The sequence below is a fragment of the Neorhizobium sp. BT27B genome, assembly GCF_050455485.1.
GTDB lineage: Bacteria > Pseudomonadota > Alphaproteobacteria > Rhizobiales > Rhizobiaceae > Neorhizobium.
Genome location: NZ_JBCIYT010000005.1, coordinates 430,699 through 451,883, shown reverse-complemented (window position 1 = coordinate 451,883; position 21,185 = coordinate 430,699). Strand labels below are relative to the sequence as shown.

The window sequence follows — 21,185 nt, the reverse complement described above, 5'->3', positions numbered from 1 at the left end:
TGGCAGGAAGGGCCGTTATTGTATGAAATGGCCACATAGATATGGGGATGTTTCGAGAGGACAGGATTGTCCAAAAGCCCGATGACCGGTCTGCGGCAGGGCCGTAAGATACAATCGCGCACCTTTTACCGCAGGCAGAGTGTCTCTCCGGAAATACCTCGAGAGACAAGGCTCCGACTATGAAACCCAAAAAAACCGCCAGATCGAGGAAGCATGTGCAGTCAGCCATCCTCGTGACGTTGGCCACACTCTATTCCGCGTACGCGACGTTCGGGCAGGACATGCCAGCTCCGCCCTCCGTGACTGTCGCCAAGCCCGTCGTCCGTGTCGTTACGGAGCAGGACGATTTCATTGGCAGGTTCCAGGCAGTCGAGGAGGTTCTTGTCCGCGCGCGGGTGGGCGGCTACCTCGACAAAGTGCAGTTTACGGACGGGGCTCTCGTCAAGAGCGGCGATCCGCTGTTCGTGATCGACCAGAGACCTTTCGAGACCGCTCTCGAGGAGGCGACCTCCGCGCTCGAGGTTGCCAAATCGACGTTGACGTACGCCGAGGCCCAGTTTCGCCGCGCGGAAACGCTATCCACAAACGGCAGCCAGTCGATTTCGATACTCGACGACCGCCGACGGGAGTGGATAACGGCGCAGGCCAATGTGCGTGGCGCGAAGGCGAGCGCGGATCGTGCCCAGCTAGATCTGGAATACACGCAGATCACCGCACCGTTGAGTGGGCGGATCGACAGGCACATGATCTCTCCCGGTAATCTCGTCCAGGCTGACCAGACCGAACTGACGACGATCGTATCGCTCGATCCGATCGACTTCTACTTCGACGTCGACGAGCGGAGGCTTCTGTCCTATGCCGCACTTGCCCGTGAAGCCGGGAAATCGCTGCAGGAAGGCGGCGGTGGCCTCGACGTGACGGTAACAATCGCGGACGGCACATCCAAGCCTTTCTCGGGGAAGCTGAATTTCTCCGAAAACAAGGTCGACAGCCAGTCGGGTACCATGCGCGTGCGCGCTCGCTTTCCAAACCCCGACCTCGTGCTGCAGCCCGGGCTGTTCGGCAGGATCGAGGTGGGTGCGTCGAAGGCCTACTCGGCGATCCTCGTTCCCGACGATGCGCTTTCTGCCGACCAGAACCAGCGGGTCGTCTACATCGTGGGCGGGGACGGCTCGGTCGCCGCGAAAGCCGTGCGTACCGGACCGAAGCTGTACGGGTACAGGGTGATACGCGAAGGCCTGAAGGGCGACGAAACAATCATCGTCAACGGCCTCATGCGGGCACGCCCCGGCCAAAAAGTTACGCCCAAGATGACGGAGCTCCCGCAGGAAGCCGTAGTACTAGGAGCGATCCAATGAGGTTCTCGCACTTCTTCGTCAGACGGCCGATTTTCGCTTCCGTCCTTTCCTTCGTCCTGTTGATCGTCGGCGGCATTGCCTACTTCAACCTTCCCGTTGCGCAATACCCGGAGATCGCTCCGCCAACGATCGTAGTGCGTACATCCTATCCCGGCGCGGACTCCCAGACGATCGCCGACACGGTCGCTACTCCGATCGAGCAGGAAATAAACGGCGTCGAAGACATGCTCTACATGTCCTCGTACTCGAGCGCCGACGGTGCGATGTCGATCACCGTCACCTTCAAGCTCGGGACCGATCTCGACAAGGCCCAGGTCCTCGTCCAGAACCGCGTAGCGATCGCAGAGCCCCGCCTTCCCGAAGACGTCCGCCGTCTCGGCGTGACGACCGTGAAGAGTTCTCCGGATATCATGATGGTCGTCCACCTCCTTTCGCCGGACAGCCGTTATGACCAGCTCTATATCTCGAACTATGGCCGCAATCTCATCCGCGACCAGCTTGTCCGGCTCGAGGGGGTAGGGGACGTCACCCTCTTTGGAGAGCGCGAGTACTCCCTCCGGATCTGGCTCGACCCCGAAAAGCTCTCCGCCTACGGGATGACGTCGGGCGACGTGGTGCAAGCGTTGCGTGACCAGAACGTCCAGGTGTCCGGCGGCTCTATCGGCAGCCCCCCGGCTGCAGGCACGAACGCGTTCGAATACACGGTGAGAACCGAGGGCCGCTTCAGCGATGCGCGCCAATTTCGGTATGTCATCGTCAAGTCGACGGATAGCGGCCGACTGGTCCAGCTCCAGGACGTCGCCCGCATTGAGCTCGGTGCCAAGAATTACGTCACGAACAGCTATCTCGACGGCACGCCCGCGGTGGGAATGGGTATCTTCGCGCGCCCCGGCACGAATGCGCTGGAAGCCGCGGCGGCAGTCCGGAAAATCGTCGAAGCCGAAGCTAAGAACTTCCCGCCCGGGCTTGAGTACAGGATCGTCTACGACCCGACAAAATTCATCTCGGAGTCCATCGACGAAGTCTACAAGACCATCTTCGAAGCGGCGGTGCTGGTCGCCATCGTGGTACTGATCTTCCTGCAATCTTGGCGGACCGCGCTCATCCCGATCGTGGCGATCCCGGTATCGCTTATCGGGACGCTCGCGTTTCTGCTCGCGTTCGGCATATCGCTAAACATGCTCTCGCTTTTCGGCCTAGTCCTGGCTATCGGCATCGTGGTCGACGACGCCATCGTCGTCGTCGAGAATGTCGAACGAAACCTCCGCAGCGGAATGCTCCCGAGCCAGGCCGCTCACGTGACGATGGACGAGGTCGGGACTGCCGTGGTGGCCATCTCTCTGGTACTTATCGCGGTCTTTGTCCCGACCGCCTTCATTCCCGGCATCACGGGCCAGTTCTACAGACAGTTCGCGGTGACGATTTCCGTTGCCACCGCCATCTCGGCATTGAACTCCCTTACTCTCTCTCCTGCACTGGCCGCGATCGTCCTCAGGCCGCACGAACATGCCAAGCCCACGGGTATCTTAAGCCGAGCGGGAGAGTGGGCCGCGGAAAAGTTCAACGGCGGCTTCGATCGCTTGAGCGATGGATATTCCTGGATCGTCCGCAGGATGGTTCAGACGAAAGTCGCCCTGGGTTGCTCGACCGTGGCGTTTCTTGCGTTGCTGGGAGGCACTTTCTATATGACGCAGATCGTGCCGCGGGGTTTTATCCCGACTATGGACCAAGAGTACGCTCTGGTGGTTGTCCAGCTTCCGGACGGAGCATCGCTCAACCGGACCGACGACGTGGTCAAACGGGCCTCCGCTATCATGAACAAGATGCCGGGGATCGCCCACACCGCCTCCTTTGCGGGGTTCAGCGGGGCGACTTTCACAAACGCTTCGAACCAAGGCCTTATTTTCGCGACCTTCGACCCGTTCGAGGAACGGCTCAAGAAGGGACAGACTGCCGAGAAGCTGATCGCCCAGCTTTACGCGAACATGCAGTCGATCGAGGAGGCCTTTATTATCGCGATCCCTCCGGCCCCGGTCCGCGGCGTGGGCAATTCGGGTGGGTTCAAGATGCAGATCAAGGACCTGAACAACTCCGACATGAAGCGTATCCTGCCACTCGCGTACGAAGTGATGGCGGCCGCGAACAAGACCAAAGGGCTGATGGGTGTCTTCACGACGTTCAGCGCCTCCAGCCCGCAATATTTCCTCGATATCGACCGGGACAAGGCGCGCTCCCTGAACGTGCCGATCCCGAACATTTTCGAGGCGATGTCTATCAACCTCGGAACGTCTTACGTCAACGATTTCAATGCTTACGGCCGAGTCTATCAGGTGCGGGCGCAGGCGGAACAAAGCCACCGGATGGAGAGAGACGACATTCTGGCGCTTAAGGTCAGATCGGCCACGGGTGCGCTTGTCCCGATGGGCACACTCGTAGACATCAAGGACCTTTCAGGGCCGTCGCTGGTTCAACGTTACAACATGTATGTCTCCGTGCCGATCCAGGGAAGCGCCGCACCGGGCGTCGCCACGGGAAGCGCTCTGGACGCCATGGAGCAGGTCGCCGCCAAGGTCCTTCCGCCGGGCACGAGCTTCGACTGGACCGAACTGTCGTATCAGGAGCGCAGCACCGGAAACACGGCAACCTACATCTTTATTCTCTCGGTAGTCTTCGTCTTCCTGGCGCTCGCGGCCCAGTACGAAAGCTGGACACTGCCGTTGGCGATCATATTGATCGTACCGCTGGCAATTCTGGCGGCGCTGGTCGGTGTCCATCTCAGAGGATTGGACAACAACATCCTCGTCCAGATCGGGCTGATCGTCCTTATCGGCCTTGCCGCGAAAAACGCGATCCTGATCGTAGAGTTCGCGAGGCAGGCGCAAGACGAGGGGGCGACCGCGGTCGAGGCGGCCATCAACGCATGCAGGCTTCGGCTACGGCCGATCCTTATGACGGCGTTCGCGTTTATCCTCGGCGTCGTCCCGCTGATGATCGCTGAGGGTCCGGGCGCGGAGCTCCGGCAGTCGCTGGGTACGGCCGTGTTTTCGGGCATGCTCGGCGTCACGTTTTTCGGGTTGTTCCTCACCCCAGTCTTCTTCGTGCTCCTGCGGTCCCGGTACAAGCCGCGTTTGGTTGCCGAACACGGCATGAAGATCGTGGTCTGACCGGCCTCGAAACAAGCTCTCTCAAGAAACGCCGATCCTCAGGGTCGGCGTTTTTTGTTCAGGACAATATTACAATGCGGAATCGTACAAAACCCTCGTTACGCAAAATCGAATCTTGCAAGAAAAGCGGGGTGATATGGGGCCTTATACATACAGGCGAGGCAACACGGTCGACCTCCTCCTCCCATCGGCCAGCCTCTCTGCGAAGGTGACTTCACCGCCTTCCAGTCGCAGTCCATCCGCCATGGCTGCGGCTTTGCGATCCCTGCTCTTGGCCGCCCCTCCCAGAAAGAGCAGGGATCGCTTCCTTCGGGGCCCGAGGAGCCTCGTTTCAGCTGCCGGAAAATATCAAGACGACGTTCGCGAGTGCAGGATTGTGCAATCCAGCTGCCGTGGAGCCGCTATCCCTGATGTAGTCGCCAGGACCGCATTCCCGATTGCGTCCGAGCACGGGGGAAGGTCGAAAGATCGAAACGGTCTGGTGTCCATCGGTTTATAGCGCGGAAAGGCAAGGCAATGAAACGTTGGCGGAACTATATAATCGGGATCTGTTCGATCGCGGTCGCGGGTCTTGTCGGCGCGGCCGCATTTTTCTTCTGGCCACACGGGCTGCCCCAGGTTCAGGCAAGTAAATCCCAGCCGACAGGGACCGAACTGATCGCACGCGGGGAATATCTCACCATCGCCGCGGACTGCGCTGCCTGCCATACGACCAAGAGCGGCGAGCCTTTTGCCGGCGGCTTGGCTTTCAAACTTCCGTTTGGAACCATCTACTCGCCGAACATCACGCCGGACAAGACTACCGGGATCGGCGATTGGACAGATGCGGAGTTCGTCAGGGCAATGCGATCCGGCGTCGGTAAGCATGGCGAAGATCTATATCCTGCCTTCCCCTACAGTTCTTACGCTCTTCTTTCGACCGACGACATTCTTGCGATCAAGGCCTATCTGACGACACTCGCTCCGGTAGCGGATGCAGCACCGGAAAACTCTCTGGCCTTCCCTTTCAACCAGAGACCGCTGATGCGCGGTTGGAAGCTGCTCTTCGCGCCGCGGAGTCCGTTCCAGCCGGACCCCGGCAAAGACAAGCAGTGGAACGACGGCGCTTATCTCGTCGAGGCCCTGGCTCACTGCGGAGAGTGCCACACGCCTCGGGGGCTCATGTTCCAAAGGAAGCAGGGAGTGGCACTTTCCGGTGGCGATGTCGACGGCTGGAAGGCCTGGAATATCACCTCGGACAAAGACTTCGGTCTCGGTAGCTGGAGCGACGGTCAGATCGCGGATATGTTGACGGTCGGTCATGCGAAAGGCCGCGGCGTCGCCGCGGGTCCGATGCGTGAGGCCATCGACCTGAGCCTCAGCAAGCTTCCCAAGTCCGACATCGATGCCATCGTCGCTTATCTCCGCACCGTTCCGGCGGTGTCGGGCGATGCCGATCACAGGGCGGTGCGCCGCAACGAGGAGGAGTTGACGGCCGGCTCTACCCCGACATCCGCGAGCCTGCAGGCAGGCAAGGACATCTACGCCGGAGCGTGCGCGAGTTGCCACGGTTGGAATGGCGAGGGCCAGTTCAATCCCCATGCCGCGATTCTCGGCGGGCACGCTCTCGCCGACCCGTCAGCCAGCAACGTTGTGAGGGTCGTCCTGCAAGGATCGTCCGACCATGCTTCCGCTCCCGGGAAAACGATGCCGTCGTTCGCAAAGACATTTACCGACGCCGAGATTGCCGCTTTGACGAACTACGTGGTCGAACACTTCAGCGGACGGAAAGGGACCGTTACCGCCGAACAGGTTTCCGAAGCCCGCTGATACCTGCGCTCGCCGCATGGGGCCGCGAATCCAAGCGCGGCCCATGTATTAAACCCATCTGCCGACTGGACGGACGCTATGAACGCACAGGTTTTTACAGTTGAATATACAGCGCCAATGACCGCATTCGTCACTGACGATCCGGTTGAAATACTTCGCTATGCAAGTGCCTCTTTCAGAGATGGCATTCCGGTTGCATTGGTGACACTCGTCGAAATCCGGGGAGGGGCGGCCCGGCCTTTGGGAGCGCAGATGACCGTGCGCATCGACGGGCTCTACTGCGGTTTCGTTTCCGGCGGATGCACGGAAGCAGCTGTCGCTGCCGAGGCCATCGAGGCCCTTAAGGCAGGGCACGATCGCTTCCTTCTCCTCGGCGAGGGCTCGCCGTTTTTCGACGTCGTGCTGCCGTGCGGTGGGGGCATCCGGCTTTCGATACATGTTGTCAAGGCGATCGAGCCTGTAGATGAGGTCCTTTCGCAGCTGGCTCTGCGTCGGGAAGCCGGGCTGCTTTATAGCGCGGGCGCGGAGGCGATCGCCTATGTCGAGTCGGTGCAGACGGGATGGCAATCCGAAGGCTTCTCGAGGATATACAAGCCGTCGACCCGACTGTTCATTTCGGGCAACGCCTTGGAGGCGAACGCCCTTGCGCGCGTCGCCATGGCTGTCGGATACGAGGTCAATCAGGTCGGTAGGGCTTACGATAAACATCTCTGGGATGTTTCTGCTGACAAATATTCCGCCGTCGCGCTGCTCAACCACGATCTAGCCGCCGAGCTGCCTGCGCTCGAAGCCGCCCTGAAATCCTCCGCGTTCTATATCGGCGCGTTAGGAAGCCGCCGCACGCACGATAAGCGCAAGCAGGCGCTAAAAAGCCTCGGCTACGACGACGCGGAAGTCGCGCGGATCAAGGCTCCTATCGGCATGTTCGACAAGGCCAGGGATGCCGCATCGCTTGCGGTATCTGTGGTTGCCGACATCACCGCGCTAACCGCCGTCGGTCTCAAGGTGAGCCAAAGCTTGCCCGCCTAACTCGGCAGGCGCGACCGATTGTCTCGAAGAGATCCATTCGACGAAGACGTCTCGGGCGGCGTCCTCTATGCAGTTAGCGTTCCAGAAGTCCCATCGCGATCGACATGAAGTCGTCGAGCGACCGTCGGTCGTTCATGACCTTCATTCTGAGAACCGTTCCCTCCCAGCTGTTGATAAGGAAGCGCGCCATCTCTGCGGGCTTGAGACCTGGTTTGATTTCTCCCAATTCCTGACCTTCGGCGATTACGCCCGTCAGCAAGTCCGCCCACGTCGAGAGGGAGTCTCTCAGGGCATCCCTAAGAAGCGGTACGCTTTCCGAACTTTCCGCCGACAGATTCCCGATCAGGCAACCTTTATCGAAGCCGTCCTTCTCGTATCTTGAGATGAAGAAGCCGAAATGCTCCCTGATCCGGGTGAGCGGGGAGAGGGCAGCATTGGACAATATTTCGCGCTTGGACGATGCGACATATGTCTCCAACACTTCGAGAGCGAGACCTTCCTTGGTCTTGAAGTAATTGTAGAAGCTGCCTTTCGGGACGCCAGCGGCATCGACGATTTGCTGGACACCGCACGCGCTGTAGCCAAGCGCATGGAAGCGGTCCTGTGCGGCGGTGAAAATCTTGTCCCTGGTCTTTACGGCCATGAGTTTCTCCTTGGGTCCCGGGATATGTACGGGGCAATACGAAATCAAGAGCGAAGGGTCATCGCGTAGCGAAAATAAACTCGCTTGACAGAATAATACGACCAGTCATATCGCAATGCAAGATAATACAACCGGTCATATTTCGTGTGGGCACAACTGGAGAGGTGTTGCCATGGCAGCCGATAACCAAAACAAGAACCTGACGCCGGCCTGGATAATGGCCCTCGGCACTTTTGCTATCGGAACCGAAGGGTTCATGATCGTGCCGCTGCTGCCGAACATGGCGGCCGACCTGCATTTGTCGATCGCGACAATTGCGACACTCGTCACGGTATTCACGCTGACCTTGGCGTTCAGTTCGCCGATCCTGACGACCTTGTTCGGCAGCGTCGACCGTCGGCGTCTCTTGATCTCGACAATGGTGTTCTTCGCGCTGGCAAACCTGGTCGCATGGCAATCCAGCGGGTACTGGGGTATCTTTATCGCCCGCGTCCTTCTGGCTATCGCGGCCGGGCTTTATACCCCCAACGCCAACGCGCTGATCGCGGTGTTGATTGCCCCTGAGAAGCGGGGCAAGGCGCTTTCCATCGTCAATGGCGGCATGACCATCGCCATTGCGCTCGGGTTGCCGATCGGTTCCCTAGTGGGCAATGCACTCGGATGGCGCGTCACGTTTCTCGGCGTCGGAGTTCTCGCGGCTATAGCGGTCGTCGGCCTGGTCTTCGGTCTCGACAGATCGGCCGGAACGGGAATGGCGGTGCCCAGTCTTGCAGCAAGGGTCGCGGTTGCGAAGCGGCCACCTGTGCTGCTCGGTCTCGCAGTCACGCTGTTCTGGGCGATCGGCGCCTACACCGTATGGACTTACATCGCACCGTACCTAACATCCGTCGCCGATTTCGGACCGAACGGCATCAGCTTCATCGTCTGCCTGTGGGGCGTCGGCTCGGCGGTAGGAGTGTTCAGCGGCGGCACTCTCAGCGACAGGTTCGGGGCGCGGGCCGTGATGGGTACCTGCCTTGTGGTGCTTGCACTAGCGTTCCTCACTTTGTCCTTCACTGCGTTCTTCCTCACTCCTTCGCAGGCCGTCGTTCCGATCGTGATTTCCGTCGCCGTATGGGGCGTGACCGTATGGGGTTTCTTCCCGGCCCAGATCTCCAACCTGATCCATGTTGGCGGCCAGGCCTCGGCCCCGGTCGTACTCTCGCTGAACGCATCGTTCATGTACGGCGGCTTCGCCATCGGGAGCGCGATCGGCTCCTTCGTCGTCGCTCATGGAGAGGTCGCCGAACTCGGTCTTGCTGCAGCTATTGCTGAGGTGATCGGCGTCATCCTCCTTTACGGCTTGGCCGCCAAGTCGGCATCAGCCAACACGTTTTCTGTTCGTTGACGTCGGCAGCGTCAACACAGGCTTCCATCCTCACCAATCAATCCTAAGGAGAATGATCATGAAATTGACCGGCAACACGATCTTCATCACAGGCGGCGGCTCCGGTATCGGCCGCGGCCTTGCCGAGGCCTTCCACAAGCTCGGCAACCAGGTGATCATCTCGGGAAGGCGTAAGGCGAACCTCGACGAGACCGTCAAGGCGAATCCGGGCATGGCAGCCTACGAGATGGACATCACCGACCCTTCGAACATCGAAGAGGTCGCGGCCAAGATCGTCGCCGACCATCCGACGCTAAACGTATTGTTCAACAACGCAGGCATCATGCCATTCGACGACGCGGCGAAGCCGATAGACGAGAAAACGATGCAGAATATCGTCACCACGAACTTCCTTGGCCCGATCCGGATGACGTCCGCCCTGATCGAACATCTCAAGAAGCAGCCCTCGGCGGTCATCATCAACAACACTTCCGTCCTGGCTTACGTCCCGCTTGCTTACAATGCCGTCTATTCGGCGACCAAGGCGGCGCTCCATTCCTTCACCATGTCGCAGCGATTCACGCTCCGCGATACAGCCGTCAAGGTTCATGAAATCGCTCCGCCGTGGGTCGACACGGACCTCGTCAAGAAGAGCGGCGATCCTCGCGCGATGCCACTCGATGCCTTCGTGAAGGAGACGATGGATAAGCTCGCGACCGACAACGAAGACATCTACGTCGACGCAATCCAGATGCTGCGTGACAATCCGGGTTCGAAGGAACACCAGTTCGTCTTCCAGTTCAACGAGATCATGGTCAAGGATCCGATCCCGGTCTGATCCGGGCCGCGATGCGCGGCGGCCGCTTCGCGGCCGTCGAACACGCTAGCCCGTGAGGGCTCAAGATACGACGCCCCTAACGTGGCGCTCTCAAGAGGACCTACCAAAGAGCTACAGACTTTTGGTCGACGGTCAACTTATTGACGGGGCAAAGAACGTAGCGGTGATTGATCCCGCGACCGCCAGGGAATTCGAGACGGCTCCACGAGCGGACGCGACGATCGCGCTTAGGGTGATCGCAGCCGCGAAGAAGGCGTTTCCCTCGTGGGCGGCGCTCGGCTACGAGTATCGCTCCGGTTACGTCAAAGCGTTCGCAGCCGCTCTTGATGCTCGCGCTCCTGAGTTCGCACGCCTGCTCACACTCGAGCAGGGAAAACCCGCTTTCGCAGACGGAAGCCGAAATCCGCGGATCGGTGGCGGCCCTACGTTTTTTCAGTTCCCAGGAAATCAAGCCGCGTGTCATCCGGGATAACGAGCAGGAATACATAGTCGAGCAACGATACCCGCAAGGTGTCGTTGCTGCGATTACTCCCTGGAACTTCCCGATGTCGCTCCTGATTTACAAGATCGGCGCGGCGCTGATGACGGGCAATCCGGTTATCGCCAAGCCCGCGCCGACGACGCCACTGACGACGCTGTTGCTGGGCGAACTGCCCGCGGCAATCTTTCCGAGCGGGGTTTTCCAGACCTTGGCCGACACGAACGACCTTGGGCCCCTCCTTACCAGTCATGAAGACATTGCTCACGTCAGTTTCACCGGATCGACTCCGACGGGAAAGAAGGTTCTGGAAAGCACAGTGAGCACCCTCAAGCGCTTCACGCTTGAACTGGGCGGCAACGATGCCGCCATCGTTCTCGATGATGTGGACATCGACAACGTCGCTCCGGCGATCTTCCGAGCGGCCACGCTCGATGCCGGCCAGATCTGCTTCGCCACCAAGCGCGTTTACGCGCCGAAAAAGCTCATCGAACCGCTCACCGAAGCCCTTGTCGCGCTTGCTAGGGAGGCCAAGGTTGGCGATGGCCTGGAGCAGGGCACCACGGTCGGCCCCATCCAAAATAGGATGCAGTACGACAAGCTGCAGGGCTTCATTGAAGGCTCGCGCCCCAATGGCCGTATCGTTGCCGGAGGAGACCGGATCGATGGGGACGGTTATTTCATCAGCCCGACGATAGTACGCGACCTGCCGAACGACGCCCGTCTCGTCAAGGAGGAACAGTTTGGTCCGATTCTTCCGATCCAAGTATACGATGATGTGGAGGGAGCGATCGCCGAGGCGAATAGTGTAGAGTTCGGTCTAGGCGGTGTCATCTGGACCGGTGACGTCGAGAGGGGCGTCTCGGTTGCCTACCAAGTCGAGAGCGGTACAGTTTGGGTGAACCAGCACATGTCGCTCCCGTACGAGGCCGCATTTGGCGGCGCAAAGCAGTCCGGCATGGGCCTGCAGAACGGTATCGAAGGCATGGAAGACTTCACGCAGCGAAGGATCACCAACGTTCGTAAAGCGGCCTGAACGCTCGGCATTGACACGTTCTTCGGAGGCGACGCCGCCGGAGAGCGTATTACTCGTCGAGGAGCCTGCGCGCCATCATGATATCCGGTAAGGGGTGGCTGCACACGAATTTCGCTAGAACGGATTCGAGGTCGCTTCGCGCCGCGGCGATTTCCCGTGACGTCGCGAGCCTGAATACGCAGACAGCGCATCTGAGTTCCCAGAAAACCGACCCCATCGCGCGGGCGAGTTTTACCGCCTCTTTGAGTAGTTCTGTCGCCGCAGCGCGATCATTTTTTATCAGGGTAACCGCCTTGAGCCTTAGCAGTTCCGGTCTACACCAGCCGGCGTCGCCGGATAACGCTCGATCCAAAGCTGCGGGAGAGGCTCTGCATCCGGCAAGTACTGTCATGTACTCCAGCCTCATGCCGACCGCCTCGAGAAGAGCGCGCTGTAGCTCCGATTGAGCCTCGTCGGTCTGAGTGTAATGGGGGACGATAAGGTCATATCCATCGACCCATTCCTGCCAACGGACCAGCATATCCTTGGCCGCTATCCGTCTGACTGCGTCAAGTCTCGATCTGGCATCCGCGATGTCGCCGGCAAGGTAGGCGATCGGCATAGCGCTAAGACACAGCATCAAACACGTCGATATAGAGTGTCCGAGTGCTTCGGTATCGGCGAGCAAATCTCGTATGCCGAGGATGCTCTTGTCGACCTTCCCCTCTAGAAAGTCGATCATCGTCAGAACTGATTTAGCTATCGTTCCTTGATCGTAGCCCGTGCCGTAGTTTTGTGTCGTGCGGACCGCACGGCTGGCTTCCATCACCGAAATTTCCGCCTGCTCGCGTGAGGCGGAAAAGTCTCCATGAAAGAGATAATTGTGCTCGAGCAGTCTACTGAAGCTCAAGGCCCCGGGAAATCTCGATTTCAGGTCTTTCGCGATCGCGATTGAGTCGAGATAGCTGCCGTTCGAGCTCGTCACGGATGCTTTGCCGCCAAAAGCCCTCATTATGCGAACCGCATTGCCGAGACGCTCTGCGATGGCGATGGCGCGCTCGAATTCGGCGATGGCTTCGTTGTCGCTCTTGAAGCCACGGGTGTGATACAGAGAGCTGCCTCGCGCGATACGAAGTTGCAGCTCGACGTCCGTCCCTACGTGCCTCGTGGACGCGAGGAGCTTCAGGCCCTCCTCGATGGCAATCGACTGCTCGCTCATGGCCCCCAGTTGGACCCAAACCACATTTGATATAGCGATGAGCTCGACAGCCAGGTCTAGGTCTCCATCAGGTGAGCGCGCCCAGTCCAAAGCGGTGCGAAGATCGTTGATCAGCGAGCCATACCGTTGGGTCCAGTCGCTGGTGGGGAACGATCGCCAGTCGTACTCCGCCCTCAGGAGTTCCTCGCGGCAGTATTGCGCATGCGCGAGTCGATAAGCATTTCCCAGCTTGCTATCGCCCAACTTTTCGGCCGCATATCCCTTTGTGGTATCCAGAAGACGGTACCTGCCGTCGGCGGTCGACACCGCCACCAACGACTTGAGGAGCAATCCGTCGAAAGCATTGTCGAACCTTTCGCCGGAGAGCCATTCACGCGCGAGTGCCTCCGCGCCTTGGTCCGAAAAGGTTCCGGGGAAGACCGCGATGATGGCGAAAAGCAGCCTCTCATCAACCTCTAGGCTCTCGTAACTCCAGTCAAGGGTTGCCCTCAGGGTCTGTTGCCGTGGGGGCGCGGTACGTCGTCCCCTGCGCAGGATCGACAGCGGGTTATCAAGCGATCCGAGAACGCTTTCTAATCCGAGGCTGCTTGCGCGCGATGCCGCGAGTTCGATCGCCAGAGGAATGCCGTCAAGGCTCCGGACGATAGCTGCCGCAGCTTGGAGGCTCTCGTCGTCCTCGAAGTTTTCCAAGTCAGATGCAAGCCTCACCGACTCCACGAAAAATTCCACGGAAGGAATAGACAGAAGCTCTTCCGCCGGCACCCCGAAGTCGGGGATGGGCAGCGACGGCAACTGCCGCACGCGCTCGCCAGCCAACCTTAGCGGCTCTCGGCTTGTCGCCAGGATCGCCACGTGTGTCGTCGCCTTGAGAATTTGGTCGGCTTCGACTGCTACGGACTCTATCAAATGCTCGCAGTTGTCGAATAGGAAAAGAACGTCGCTGAACTGCAGGGAATTGAGGACTGCTTGCCGATGGTCATCCGTATAGAGAACGATGCCTAACAGTGATGCCAACGTGGGCATAAGCAAGCGACCGTCTTTCAAAACCGCAAGATCGACAAAGACAACCCGCCTTGAAGACTGGACACGAGCGGCGATTTCCAGCGCAACTGCGGTTTTCCCTATCCCGCCCGCACCCGATACCGTCAGCAGCCTCGTGGATGCAAGTGCGGCCAAGCTCGTTTCGATGAAGTCCTCGCGACCGACCAGGCGGCTCGCAAATCGTGGCAGGTTCGTTTCGGGCGCGATCGCCAACCCAGCAGGCGTGGCCGCGCCTGGCGCGGAAAGCTCAATCGGCGCGACAAAAATGTAGCCACGTCCGGCGATGTTCTCGATATACCGTTGATCGCTATATTCGCCGAGTGCTTTCCTAAGTGTCATCAGATGCACGCGTAAAGCGCCTTCGTCGACGGTAGTCGTCGGCCAAGCGGCTCTCAGCAACTCCTCCTTAGAAACGATCTCCCCAGCTCTCCCTAAAAGCGCGACCAATAAATCCAGCGCCTTCTTGCCGAGCTGGTACGGTCTGCCGGATTCCGTCAAAGTTTTGTTGACGAGATCGAGTTCAAAGGTGCCGAACTTGATAAGAGTCATCGTTGAGCCGCAGATACCGCCAGAATTCGTTTCTATGACGGATATCACATCTGTCGACGCTCAAAGCAACGGGCGAGCCAATCTTCCGTTCGCCCGCATGTGTTACTCGAGACCTTTGTGATTAATGCCGGGCCTGCACGTACCCGCGCGGTCGGCTGCTTTCGCCTTGAACTCAGAGGCGTTCAGGGTGATTGGGGTTCGCCGATGCGATCAATGTTTCCAGGCGATCGACATACGTACACAGTCGCGCGGAGGTTTTGCGCGCCGCGTCGATATCCGGCTGCTCTCTTCCTATCCAGCGGAGATTGGTCTTAACGCCAAGTTTCAACAGGTAGAGCAATTCGGCAAGCTCGGTCGAAGGCGCGGCGTTTTCATACGGGACAAGTGCCGACAGGCATCCGTCGGATGCCTGGTCGCGGCCAGCATCAGCGATATCATCTGGAGTAGCGTTTAAAGTCGTCATCTACGCCGTCCCCGTAAAAATAGGTTGCCTGACAGTTGTCGATATCCAGTATTGCGAACTGAGCGGTATACTGTTCCATAGGGATCCTTCCGCACACCCTCGAAAGAGGGGGCTCGCCCAAGATGTGTCTGCTCATCGAGAGCTTGCGGATCGACGGGATGACGGACTATTTAGAACTCGCTCGATCGGGACACCGGAATTCTACTACAGCTTGTGGAATTCTGGTCTTCGGACATAATCCGGAGCGTTGTTTTTGTATTTCGCGGGGGCGCGTCTTGATCAGTTGTTTTGCGTGGAGGGTTTCGCCGCGGACATTTTTCTGGGCTTTGGCGATAAAGCTTTTCATCCTGATGGCCCCTTTAAGCCTCGCACGCGCTGACGAACTTGTTCCGACTGCTATGGTCCTCTCCGAGGTAATCACGAGCCGGCTCATACCGAAAAGTGATATCCAATTCACCAAGCTGTCGTTGTCCCAAGGGCTCTCGCAGACCCGGGTAGGCCAGATAATTCAGGATGACGACGGATATATGTGGCTCGGCGCACAGCACGGGATCAATAGATTTGACGGCTATACCTTTCAGGTTTTCAAGCACGACCGTGACGACCCGGATAGCCTAAGCGGGGTCTATATCTATTCGACGTTCAAGGACCGCGATGGGACTGTCTGGATAGGAACTGATCAGCTACTCGATGCCTTCGACCGGAAGACCGGGAAATTCAAGCACTTCGCACTTGATGAATCGACGCCGACGGTCCTGCAGATCAGCCAAGACCGTCATGGTTTCCTATGGCTTGCAACCTCGCAGGGCTTATACAGGCTCGACACCGCAACGGGTAGTGTCAAGCGTTTCGGGCAGGTACAAGGTCGGGACGACGGCCTGAGTACCGACGACATCAAATCGACTGCTACCGACCGCGAAGGCGTCTTCTGGGTAGCTACCGGGAATGGACTTGAGGCATTCGATCCCGACACCGGGAAGGTGAACCGCCGCATTCCGCTACGGATCGAAGCACGAGAGTTTCAGTTTTTTGAAGATTCTAAGGGCCTCTTCTGGATCCTCTGGGGGTCGGGCAGTGGCCTCGCGCTCTACGATCGGGATCAGAATACGGTCAGGAAGATATCGTTCAGCAATAGCGCCGATGGGCTTATGTCCGGCGTCTACAAGATGATAGAGACTCGTAACGGCGATCTGTGGCTTGTCAGCATGGGCGCTGGCCTTTTGCGGTTCAACCGGGCCGATTTCACATTCGACCAGTACGTGAACGATCCCACGGATCCACAGAGCCTATCCGAAAACAGGGCCATCGAAATCTTCGAGGACCGCCAGGGCAATATCTGGACAGGGCTGCATGCCAGCCCACCAAATGTCTTCACTCCCGAGCCCTTGCCGTTCCGCAAGGTCTGGCCATACTCCGGCCACGTGAACAAGCTCGGCGAGACCTTCGTCAACGCGATCCTGGAAGATCGAAAGGGCAATGTCTGGATGGGCACCGGTGGCGCGCTGACGCGTATCGACACCGCAGGGCAGTTACGGATATTCGACCTAGCGGGAAGCGGCGCCTCGGTGGAGATCCTGTCGATGGTGGAAGACGAGAACGGAACGCTGTGGATCGGCACTATCGGAACAGGTCTGATTTCCTTCGACCCTGAGACAGGCAGGACGAAAACGTACAGATATGAACGCGGGCGGCGTGATTGGATAAGCAGCGATGTAGTGACCCGGGTTTTCCTGGATCGGCAAATGATTCTATGGCTCGCGACCTGGAACGGTCTCAACCGGATGGACACCAAGACGCAGACCTTCAAGAGCTATAGGGCGGACAGCTCTCTGAACAAGGAGCTTTTTTCAATCGACGAGGACGATCACGACAATCTCTGGATCGGTTCCAGAGTTGGGCTCGTGAAGTTTTCCAAGGTCACGGAGGAGTTCGAGGAATTTCGCCACGACGCTTCCGATCCAACGACGATCAGTAACAACACCACCAACAATGTCTTTCGGGCGCGCGACGGCCGCTTGTGGATCGCCACTCACAACGGCCTGAACATGTTCGACCCCGCCACCCGAAAGTTCACGGCTTATTTCGAAAAGGACGGCCTCGCCGGAAATGCCGTGAGCTGCACGCGACAGGACGGCGACGGGAACCTCTGGATCAGCACGAACCGCGGCGTTTCCAAGTTGGATCTGGCCACTGGAATGTTCCAGAATTTCACGAGTGCGGACGGGCTGCCGGGCAACGACATGGGTGGATGGCATGCCTGCAATAGCGGCCAAGACGGCCGAATGTACTTCGCGGGCTTCCCGGGTGCCGCGGTCGTCGACCCTTCGAAAATCCGCTCCGCAGACCCGATGGCCAAGGTATTGTTTACGGACATCAGGATCGAGGACAAGCCGGTCCTCTACCCCCTTAGAAATACCGACGTCGCGTATCGAATTCGCTATGACCAGAACTTCGCCGTATCCTTCTCGGCATTCGACTTCTCGAATCCCGCGGCCGTGCGATACAGATATCGTATAGCCCCGCTAGAGACCGACTGGCACCTCCTGCCGTCGGCGTTGCGGACGATCAATTTTGCGACACTTCCGACGGGCACCTTCGAACTTGTGGTCGAGGCAGCCACGGAAAGGGGGGAATGGGAAGGATCCGGCTCGCTGGCGATACAGGTTTCTCCACCGTGGTGGAGTAGCTGGTGGTTCATCACCCTGGTATGCCTGATGTCCATCGCGGCAATCATCGCCGCATACAAGGCGCGGATGATGCAGATCGAGATGCTATACAACGCGCGCCTTGAGGAGCGGCTCGGCGAAAGGACACGCGTCGCGCGCGATCTTCATGACACGCTCCTGCAGAGCTTCCAAGGTTTGATCTACCGTCTCGAAGCGGTGCGGAATCTGCTTCCCGGCGAACCAGCGAAGGCTTCTGAGATGCTCAACGTCATTCTGCTCAAGAGCGATGACGCGATAGTCGAAGGGCGAGATACGATCCAGTCACTCCGCGATCCCGCCAAGGCTACGGCAGACATCTTGACGTTAGTCGAGGAGGATGCGGCCGAACTCTCGACGCTCCAGCCCGAGGGAGCGCATTCACAATTCTCCCTGGAGGTGACGGGCAAACAGCCACGTCTTCCGGTCGAGGTTCGTGACGAACTTCGTCAAATATGCCGTGAAGCCCTGAGAAACGCTTATTTTCATTCGGGGGCGGACAAAATCGAATGCCGTTTCACTTTCGATGGTGCCCGCATGGAAATTGTCGTCTGCGATAACGGAAAAGGGATGCCCGCCTTATCGGAACACTTGGATTATTCAGGCCATTATGGCATCGCGGGGATAAGGGAGCGCGCGTCGAACCTCGGCGCACAGCTCTCGATATCCAGCCAAGATGGTCAAGGTACAAAGGTCATCCTAAAAATGAGTACGACGGAGAGCCGTCTCCAGTCGATATCTCGCAGGTTGGCCGCACACCATGTACGTTAGCCGCTAATACTCACATGCAGCCTCATTGGCTCAAGTCCGAGGAATAAGAAGCTGTCTCGCCCTCCGATCGCGATCGTCGAAGATGACCTTGCCGTACGGCGAGCCTATTCGGATCTCTTCAGCTCATACGACTGCGAAACCGTCATCTTCCCGACGGCGGAGGAGTTTTTGGAATATGTGGCGGATCATAAGGTCGCCTGTCTGATCCTGGACCAAAGACTGCCAGGAATGAGTGGCCTGGAACTTCAGGGTTTACTGCGAGAAAGGGATGTAACCTTCAAGACCGTCTTCATCACATCGCAGGATGACGACATTACCAAAGCAAAGGCTATGGAAGCCGGAGCCACGGCCTTTTTTAGCAAGGGAAGCGACATAGACGACATAATCGCAGGCGTGATGCGTGTAGCCGGTTACGATTTCGACTGAGGTGACGTGGCCTGATCGACTTACGATGTGAGCTAGATCAACACTGTGGAGAGGCGTCGAAAGCGTTACCATCAATCATCGGAATTGAAAATTCTGCAACGGCTCCTCCGTCGCTTCTATTCTTCAAGCTAAGCGTTCCTCCGAAGCTTTCTACCACGCTACGACACACCGTCAGACCGAAACCCAGCCTGTTGGGTCTTGTCGAGAAGAAAGGGTCGAAGACGAGCGCCAGATGCTCATCGCGAATTCCAGAGCCGCTATCCGAAATGGAAATCCTTACTTCCGTCGCATGCAGCGGGCGGGAGATCGCTAAGGAGACTGTCGCCGGCCGGTCAGGGGAACTTCCCGCTTCGAACGCATTCAGTAGTAGGGCGCAAAGAACCTGCTGCAAAGCCACCGGGTCCGCCTTTATAAGCGGGAGATCGCTGTCCGCCGATACCTCGACCAAGCTATCTTCCAGGTCGAGTGGGCCGAAAACAAGATCTATTGAACGCCTCGAAAGCTCCAGGATGTCCACAGGCCGCCGGTTATGACGGTTGGGTCGGAGACTTTCGCGGGTTTTGGTTCCTATTTCCGTCAAGCGCTGGATGTTCCAGCGCAGCCGCTCCATGACTTTGCCGACCGCTTCCGCGCCGCCGGGTCCCATTGCGACGAGCCTGCCGGCCGTTGCCAGATCTAGCGAGATCGCGGTAAGCGGTTGGCTCATTTCGTGAACGAGGGTTGTAGAGAGCGCGGACGCGCAGGCAATCCTGTTCGCCCGAGCATGTTCCTGCCGTGCGGCACTAGCTCGCTCCGCCCGACTGTAGACTTCTCTAGTATTGAAGAACGACACTCTGGCGACACCATCTTCCGTGATCCAGATCGAGAAGGGGACTGTGCGTGTGACTCCTTGGGCATCGACGAGCTCTGTAATGCCGCATGTCGCCGTCACGCGATTGAGAAGGGCGGCGAGGACAGCAGTTTCAACATCAAGATTGCGAACGCCGTCGGCGCCCGTCCACTGAGAGATCGTGTCCGGAACATTCTCGTGCCCGAGCGCTCTCGACGCATCTTCACTGGCCCGATAGACCCGGATGCCCTGCCTTGCCTCGTCGGTCCGTGAGGGGTTCGTCTCGAGATAAGCGGGAATATCGACTACCCCTACATTCCTGAGGGCGTCGGTTAACGGTCGCGCGGACTTGATGTCGTACTCCACCCAGCTTATCTCCCTCGGCTCGAAGAGGGAGTTCAGGCGCTCGTCCGCGCGTGAAAGCGATTTTTCGTATTCGTCTGCAATGGTTTGCAGATCGAACTGTAGTCTCGTGATGGTCTCGCGATCCTCCACCTGGGGTTGGACGTCGACTAGGCTGCCGAACCATTTTGCCACCTCTCCGGATTCGGCCGATCTCACCGAGCGGCCCTGCGACTCCATCCATCGATAAGAACCATCACTCATGCGCACACGAGCGTGCGCCGAGTAGCTCGAGCTCCCGCTATCGACCGCGGCACGCCAAGCTTGGTACATCTTGGGGCGATCGTCCGGGTGGATAGGATCGGCCCAGCTTTGATCGTTGATCGCCTTGAGACGGGGGGTGCCGAATGTCTCGGTGTATCGTTCATTAAGAAACTCGCACCGCCCATCCGCGCTGGTGCCCCAGACGACATGAGGCAGGGCATCGCCGAGCTCCTGGCGAGCGTCGGTGGATTCAAAGGTTGGTTCCGGTGAAATTTGCGGACGAGCGCGAAGAAATGCGTTCGCTAACGAGGCAATAGCAACAATCGCAAGGGCCGCAATACTGTACGCTTCGATCCAGTCGTAAGTCAGAGCGGTCGGTAACTCGCCGCGATCGGACATCCGCGATAGAAAAGCCAAGCTCCAGAGTGTTAAAGCGAATGACCACGAGACATGCCAAGGGTCGAGGAGCGAGGTCGACCCATTAATCGGTGAACCGATTTCATTAGGACCCCGCAAGCGACGCCTGGCAAACAGATTTTTGCGGATGAACGACATCGCTTCTTCATACACTCCATCGCGGGAAGCCCGAGACATCGCTCAAGCCCGACAACTTGCCATTTCTTCGGAGGGCGTGGCACAGAACCGTCGACATTCCAGGCGTTTCGCTCTCGAAGTCCTGCATCCAGCTTCTGAAGCGGTCATCTTTCGTTGGCCAAAAACCACAGCGACCATACGCCGTAACAACATTGCCTCCTCCTGCAATCTTGAGGGCTCCCTACCCATGGCTGTATTAGGCCTGCGAGGTAACACCGATATTTCCCGGGTCGATACCTATCCATTGTGGTAGGTCATTGTCTAAAGGCGAGCTGGGTCAATGGC

At 58.5% G+C, this 21,185-nt stretch carries 13 protein-coding genes and 1 pseudogene; 10 read left to right on the top strand and 4 right to left on the bottom strand.

Annotated features, from left to right (window positions below; genetic code table 11):
• Nucleotides 1-179: 179 nt before the first annotated feature.
• The 4 genes from AAIH70_RS16125 to AAIH70_RS16110 all read left to right on the top strand — a co-directional run bounded on the left by AAIH70_RS16125 (nucleotide 180) and on the right by AAIH70_RS16110 (nucleotide 7,360).
• A complete protein-coding gene (locus tag AAIH70_RS16125) occupies nucleotides 180-1,358 on the top strand; it encodes an efflux RND transporter periplasmic adaptor subunit (RefSeq protein WP_430034716.1) in 1,179 nt (392 codons plus the stop codon).
• The gene (locus AAIH70_RS16120) at nucleotides 1,355-4,522 is read left to right on the top strand and encodes an efflux RND transporter permease subunit (protein WP_430034714.1); all 3,168 of its coding nucleotides are present in this window, start codon (nucleotides 1,355-1,357) and stop codon (nucleotides 4,520-4,522) included. The genes AAIH70_RS16125 and AAIH70_RS16120 overlap by 4 nt, the downstream gene beginning before the upstream one ends.
• A 516-nt stretch (nucleotides 4,523-5,038) precedes the next feature.
• Nucleotides 5,039-6,331, top strand: a complete 1,293-nt coding sequence (locus tag AAIH70_RS16115) for a c-type cytochrome (protein ID WP_430034712.1) — start codon at nucleotides 5,039-5,041, stop codon at nucleotides 6,329-6,331.
• A 78-nt stretch (nucleotides 6,332-6,409) separates the two neighbouring features.
• Entirely contained in the window at nucleotides 6,410-7,360 is a 951-nt protein-coding gene (locus AAIH70_RS16110; protein WP_430034710.1) for an XdhC family protein, read from the top strand.
• Between the two features lie 73 nt (nucleotides 7,361-7,433).
• Here the strand turns inward: AAIH70_RS16110 and AAIH70_RS16105 are convergent, their stop codons facing one another.
• Nucleotides 7,434-8,003 (bottom strand): TetR family transcriptional regulator C-terminal domain-containing protein, encoded by a 570-nt coding sequence (locus AAIH70_RS16105; protein ID WP_430034708.1) that lies wholly within the window; start codon nucleotides 8,001-8,003, stop codon nucleotides 7,434-7,436.
• A gap of 172 nt (nucleotides 8,004-8,175) precedes the next feature.
• On the opposite strand from AAIH70_RS16105, the gene AAIH70_RS16100 reads away from it, so the two are divergent.
• The 4 genes and pseudogenes from AAIH70_RS16100 (at nucleotide 8,176) to AAIH70_RS16085 (ending at nucleotide 11,721) form a co-directional block, all read left to right on the top strand.
• Nucleotides 8,176-9,390, top strand: a complete 1,215-nt coding sequence (locus AAIH70_RS16100; RefSeq protein ID WP_430034706.1) for an MFS transporter — start codon at nucleotides 8,176-8,178, stop codon at nucleotides 9,388-9,390.
• Between the two features lie 58 nt (nucleotides 9,391-9,448).
• On the top strand, nucleotides 9,449-10,207 hold the full coding sequence (locus AAIH70_RS16095; RefSeq protein ID WP_430034704.1) for an SDR family oxidoreductase: 759 nt from the start codon (nucleotides 9,449-9,451) through the stop codon (nucleotides 10,205-10,207).
• Between the two features lie 52 nt (nucleotides 10,208-10,259).
• Nucleotides 10,260-10,529, top strand: a pseudogene (locus tag AAIH70_RS16090) (aldehyde dehydrogenase family protein); the annotation flags it as partial.
• A gap of 4 nt (nucleotides 10,530-10,533) precedes the next feature.
• Nucleotides 10,534-11,721 (top strand): aldehyde dehydrogenase family protein, encoded by a 1,188-nt coding sequence (locus AAIH70_RS16085; RefSeq protein WP_430034928.1) that lies wholly within the window; start codon nucleotides 10,534-10,536, stop codon nucleotides 11,719-11,721.
• A 49-nt stretch (nucleotides 11,722-11,770) separates the two neighbouring features.
• On the opposite strand, the gene AAIH70_RS16080 is transcribed toward AAIH70_RS16085, so the two are convergent.
• Together AAIH70_RS16080 and AAIH70_RS16075 are read right to left on the bottom strand one after the other, a co-directional pair.
• A complete protein-coding gene (locus tag AAIH70_RS16080; protein ID WP_430034702.1) occupies nucleotides 11,771-14,509 on the bottom strand; it encodes a winged helix-turn-helix domain-containing protein in 2,739 nt (912 codons plus the stop codon).
• A gap of 172 nt (nucleotides 14,510-14,681) precedes the next feature.
• On the bottom strand, nucleotides 14,682-14,972 hold the full coding sequence (locus AAIH70_RS16075; RefSeq protein ID WP_430034700.1) for a hypothetical protein: 291 nt from the start codon (nucleotides 14,970-14,972) through the stop codon (nucleotides 14,682-14,684).
• A gap of 275 nt (nucleotides 14,973-15,247) precedes the next feature.
• Between AAIH70_RS16075 and AAIH70_RS16070 the strand changes: the two genes are divergently transcribed.
• Together AAIH70_RS16070 and AAIH70_RS16065 are read left to right on the top strand one after the other, a co-directional pair.
• Complete coding sequence (locus AAIH70_RS16070) at nucleotides 15,248-18,445, top strand: two-component regulator propeller domain-containing protein (protein ID WP_430034698.1); 3,198 nt, start codon at nucleotides 15,248-15,250, stop codon at nucleotides 18,443-18,445.
• A gap of 6 nt (nucleotides 18,446-18,451) precedes the next feature.
• The gene (locus AAIH70_RS16065; RefSeq protein ID WP_430034926.1) at nucleotides 18,452-18,871 is read left to right on the top strand and encodes a response regulator transcription factor; all 420 of its coding nucleotides are present in this window, start codon (nucleotides 18,452-18,454) and stop codon (nucleotides 18,869-18,871) included.
• Between the two features lie 37 nt (nucleotides 18,872-18,908).
• Here AAIH70_RS16065 and AAIH70_RS16060 read toward each other — a convergent pair whose 3' ends face one another.
• Complete coding sequence (locus AAIH70_RS16060; RefSeq protein WP_430034696.1) at nucleotides 18,909-20,861, bottom strand: ATP-binding protein; 1,953 nt, start codon at nucleotides 20,859-20,861, stop codon at nucleotides 18,909-18,911.
• Nucleotides 20,862-21,185: the final 324 nt, after the last annotated feature.

Excerpts from the sequence above, each read along its gene's own strand:
- AAIH70_RS16115 (WP_430034712.1), top strand. The coding sequence starts at position 5,039 with ATGAAACGTTGGCGGAACTATATAATCGGGATCTGTTCGATCGCGGTC.
- AAIH70_RS16060 (WP_430034696.1), bottom strand. The coding sequence starts at position 20,861 with ATGTCGTTCATCCGCAAAAATCTGTTTGCCAGGCGTCGCTTGCGGGGT.
- AAIH70_RS16085 (WP_430034928.1), top strand. The coding sequence starts at position 10,534 with ATGCTCGCGCTCCTGAGTTCGCACGCCTGCTCACACTCGAGCAGGGAA.
- AAIH70_RS16110 (WP_430034710.1), top strand. The coding sequence starts at position 6,410 with ATGAACGCACAGGTTTTTACAGTTGAATATACAGCGCCAATGACCGCA.
- AAIH70_RS16075 (WP_430034700.1), bottom strand. The coding sequence starts at position 14,972 with ATGACGACTTTAAACGCTACTCCAGATGATATCGCTGATGCTGGCCGC.
- AAIH70_RS16120 (WP_430034714.1), top strand. The coding sequence starts at position 1,355 with ATGAGGTTCTCGCACTTCTTCGTCAGACGGCCGATTTTCGCTTCCGTC.
- AAIH70_RS16095 (WP_430034704.1), top strand. The coding sequence starts at position 9,449 with ATGAAATTGACCGGCAACACGATCTTCATCACAGGCGGCGGCTCCGGT.
- AAIH70_RS16100 (WP_430034706.1), top strand. The coding sequence starts at position 8,176 with ATGGCAGCCGATAACCAAAACAAGAACCTGACGCCGGCCTGGATAATG.
- AAIH70_RS16125 (WP_430034716.1), top strand. The coding sequence starts at position 180 with ATGAAACCCAAAAAAACCGCCAGATCGAGGAAGCATGTGCAGTCAGCC.
- AAIH70_RS16080 (WP_430034702.1), bottom strand. The coding sequence starts at position 14,509 with ATGACTCTTATCAAGTTCGGCACCTTTGAACTCGATCTCGTCAACAAA.
- AAIH70_RS16105 (WP_430034708.1), bottom strand. The coding sequence starts at position 8,003 with ATGGCCGTAAAGACCAGGGACAAGATTTTCACCGCCGCACAGGACCGC.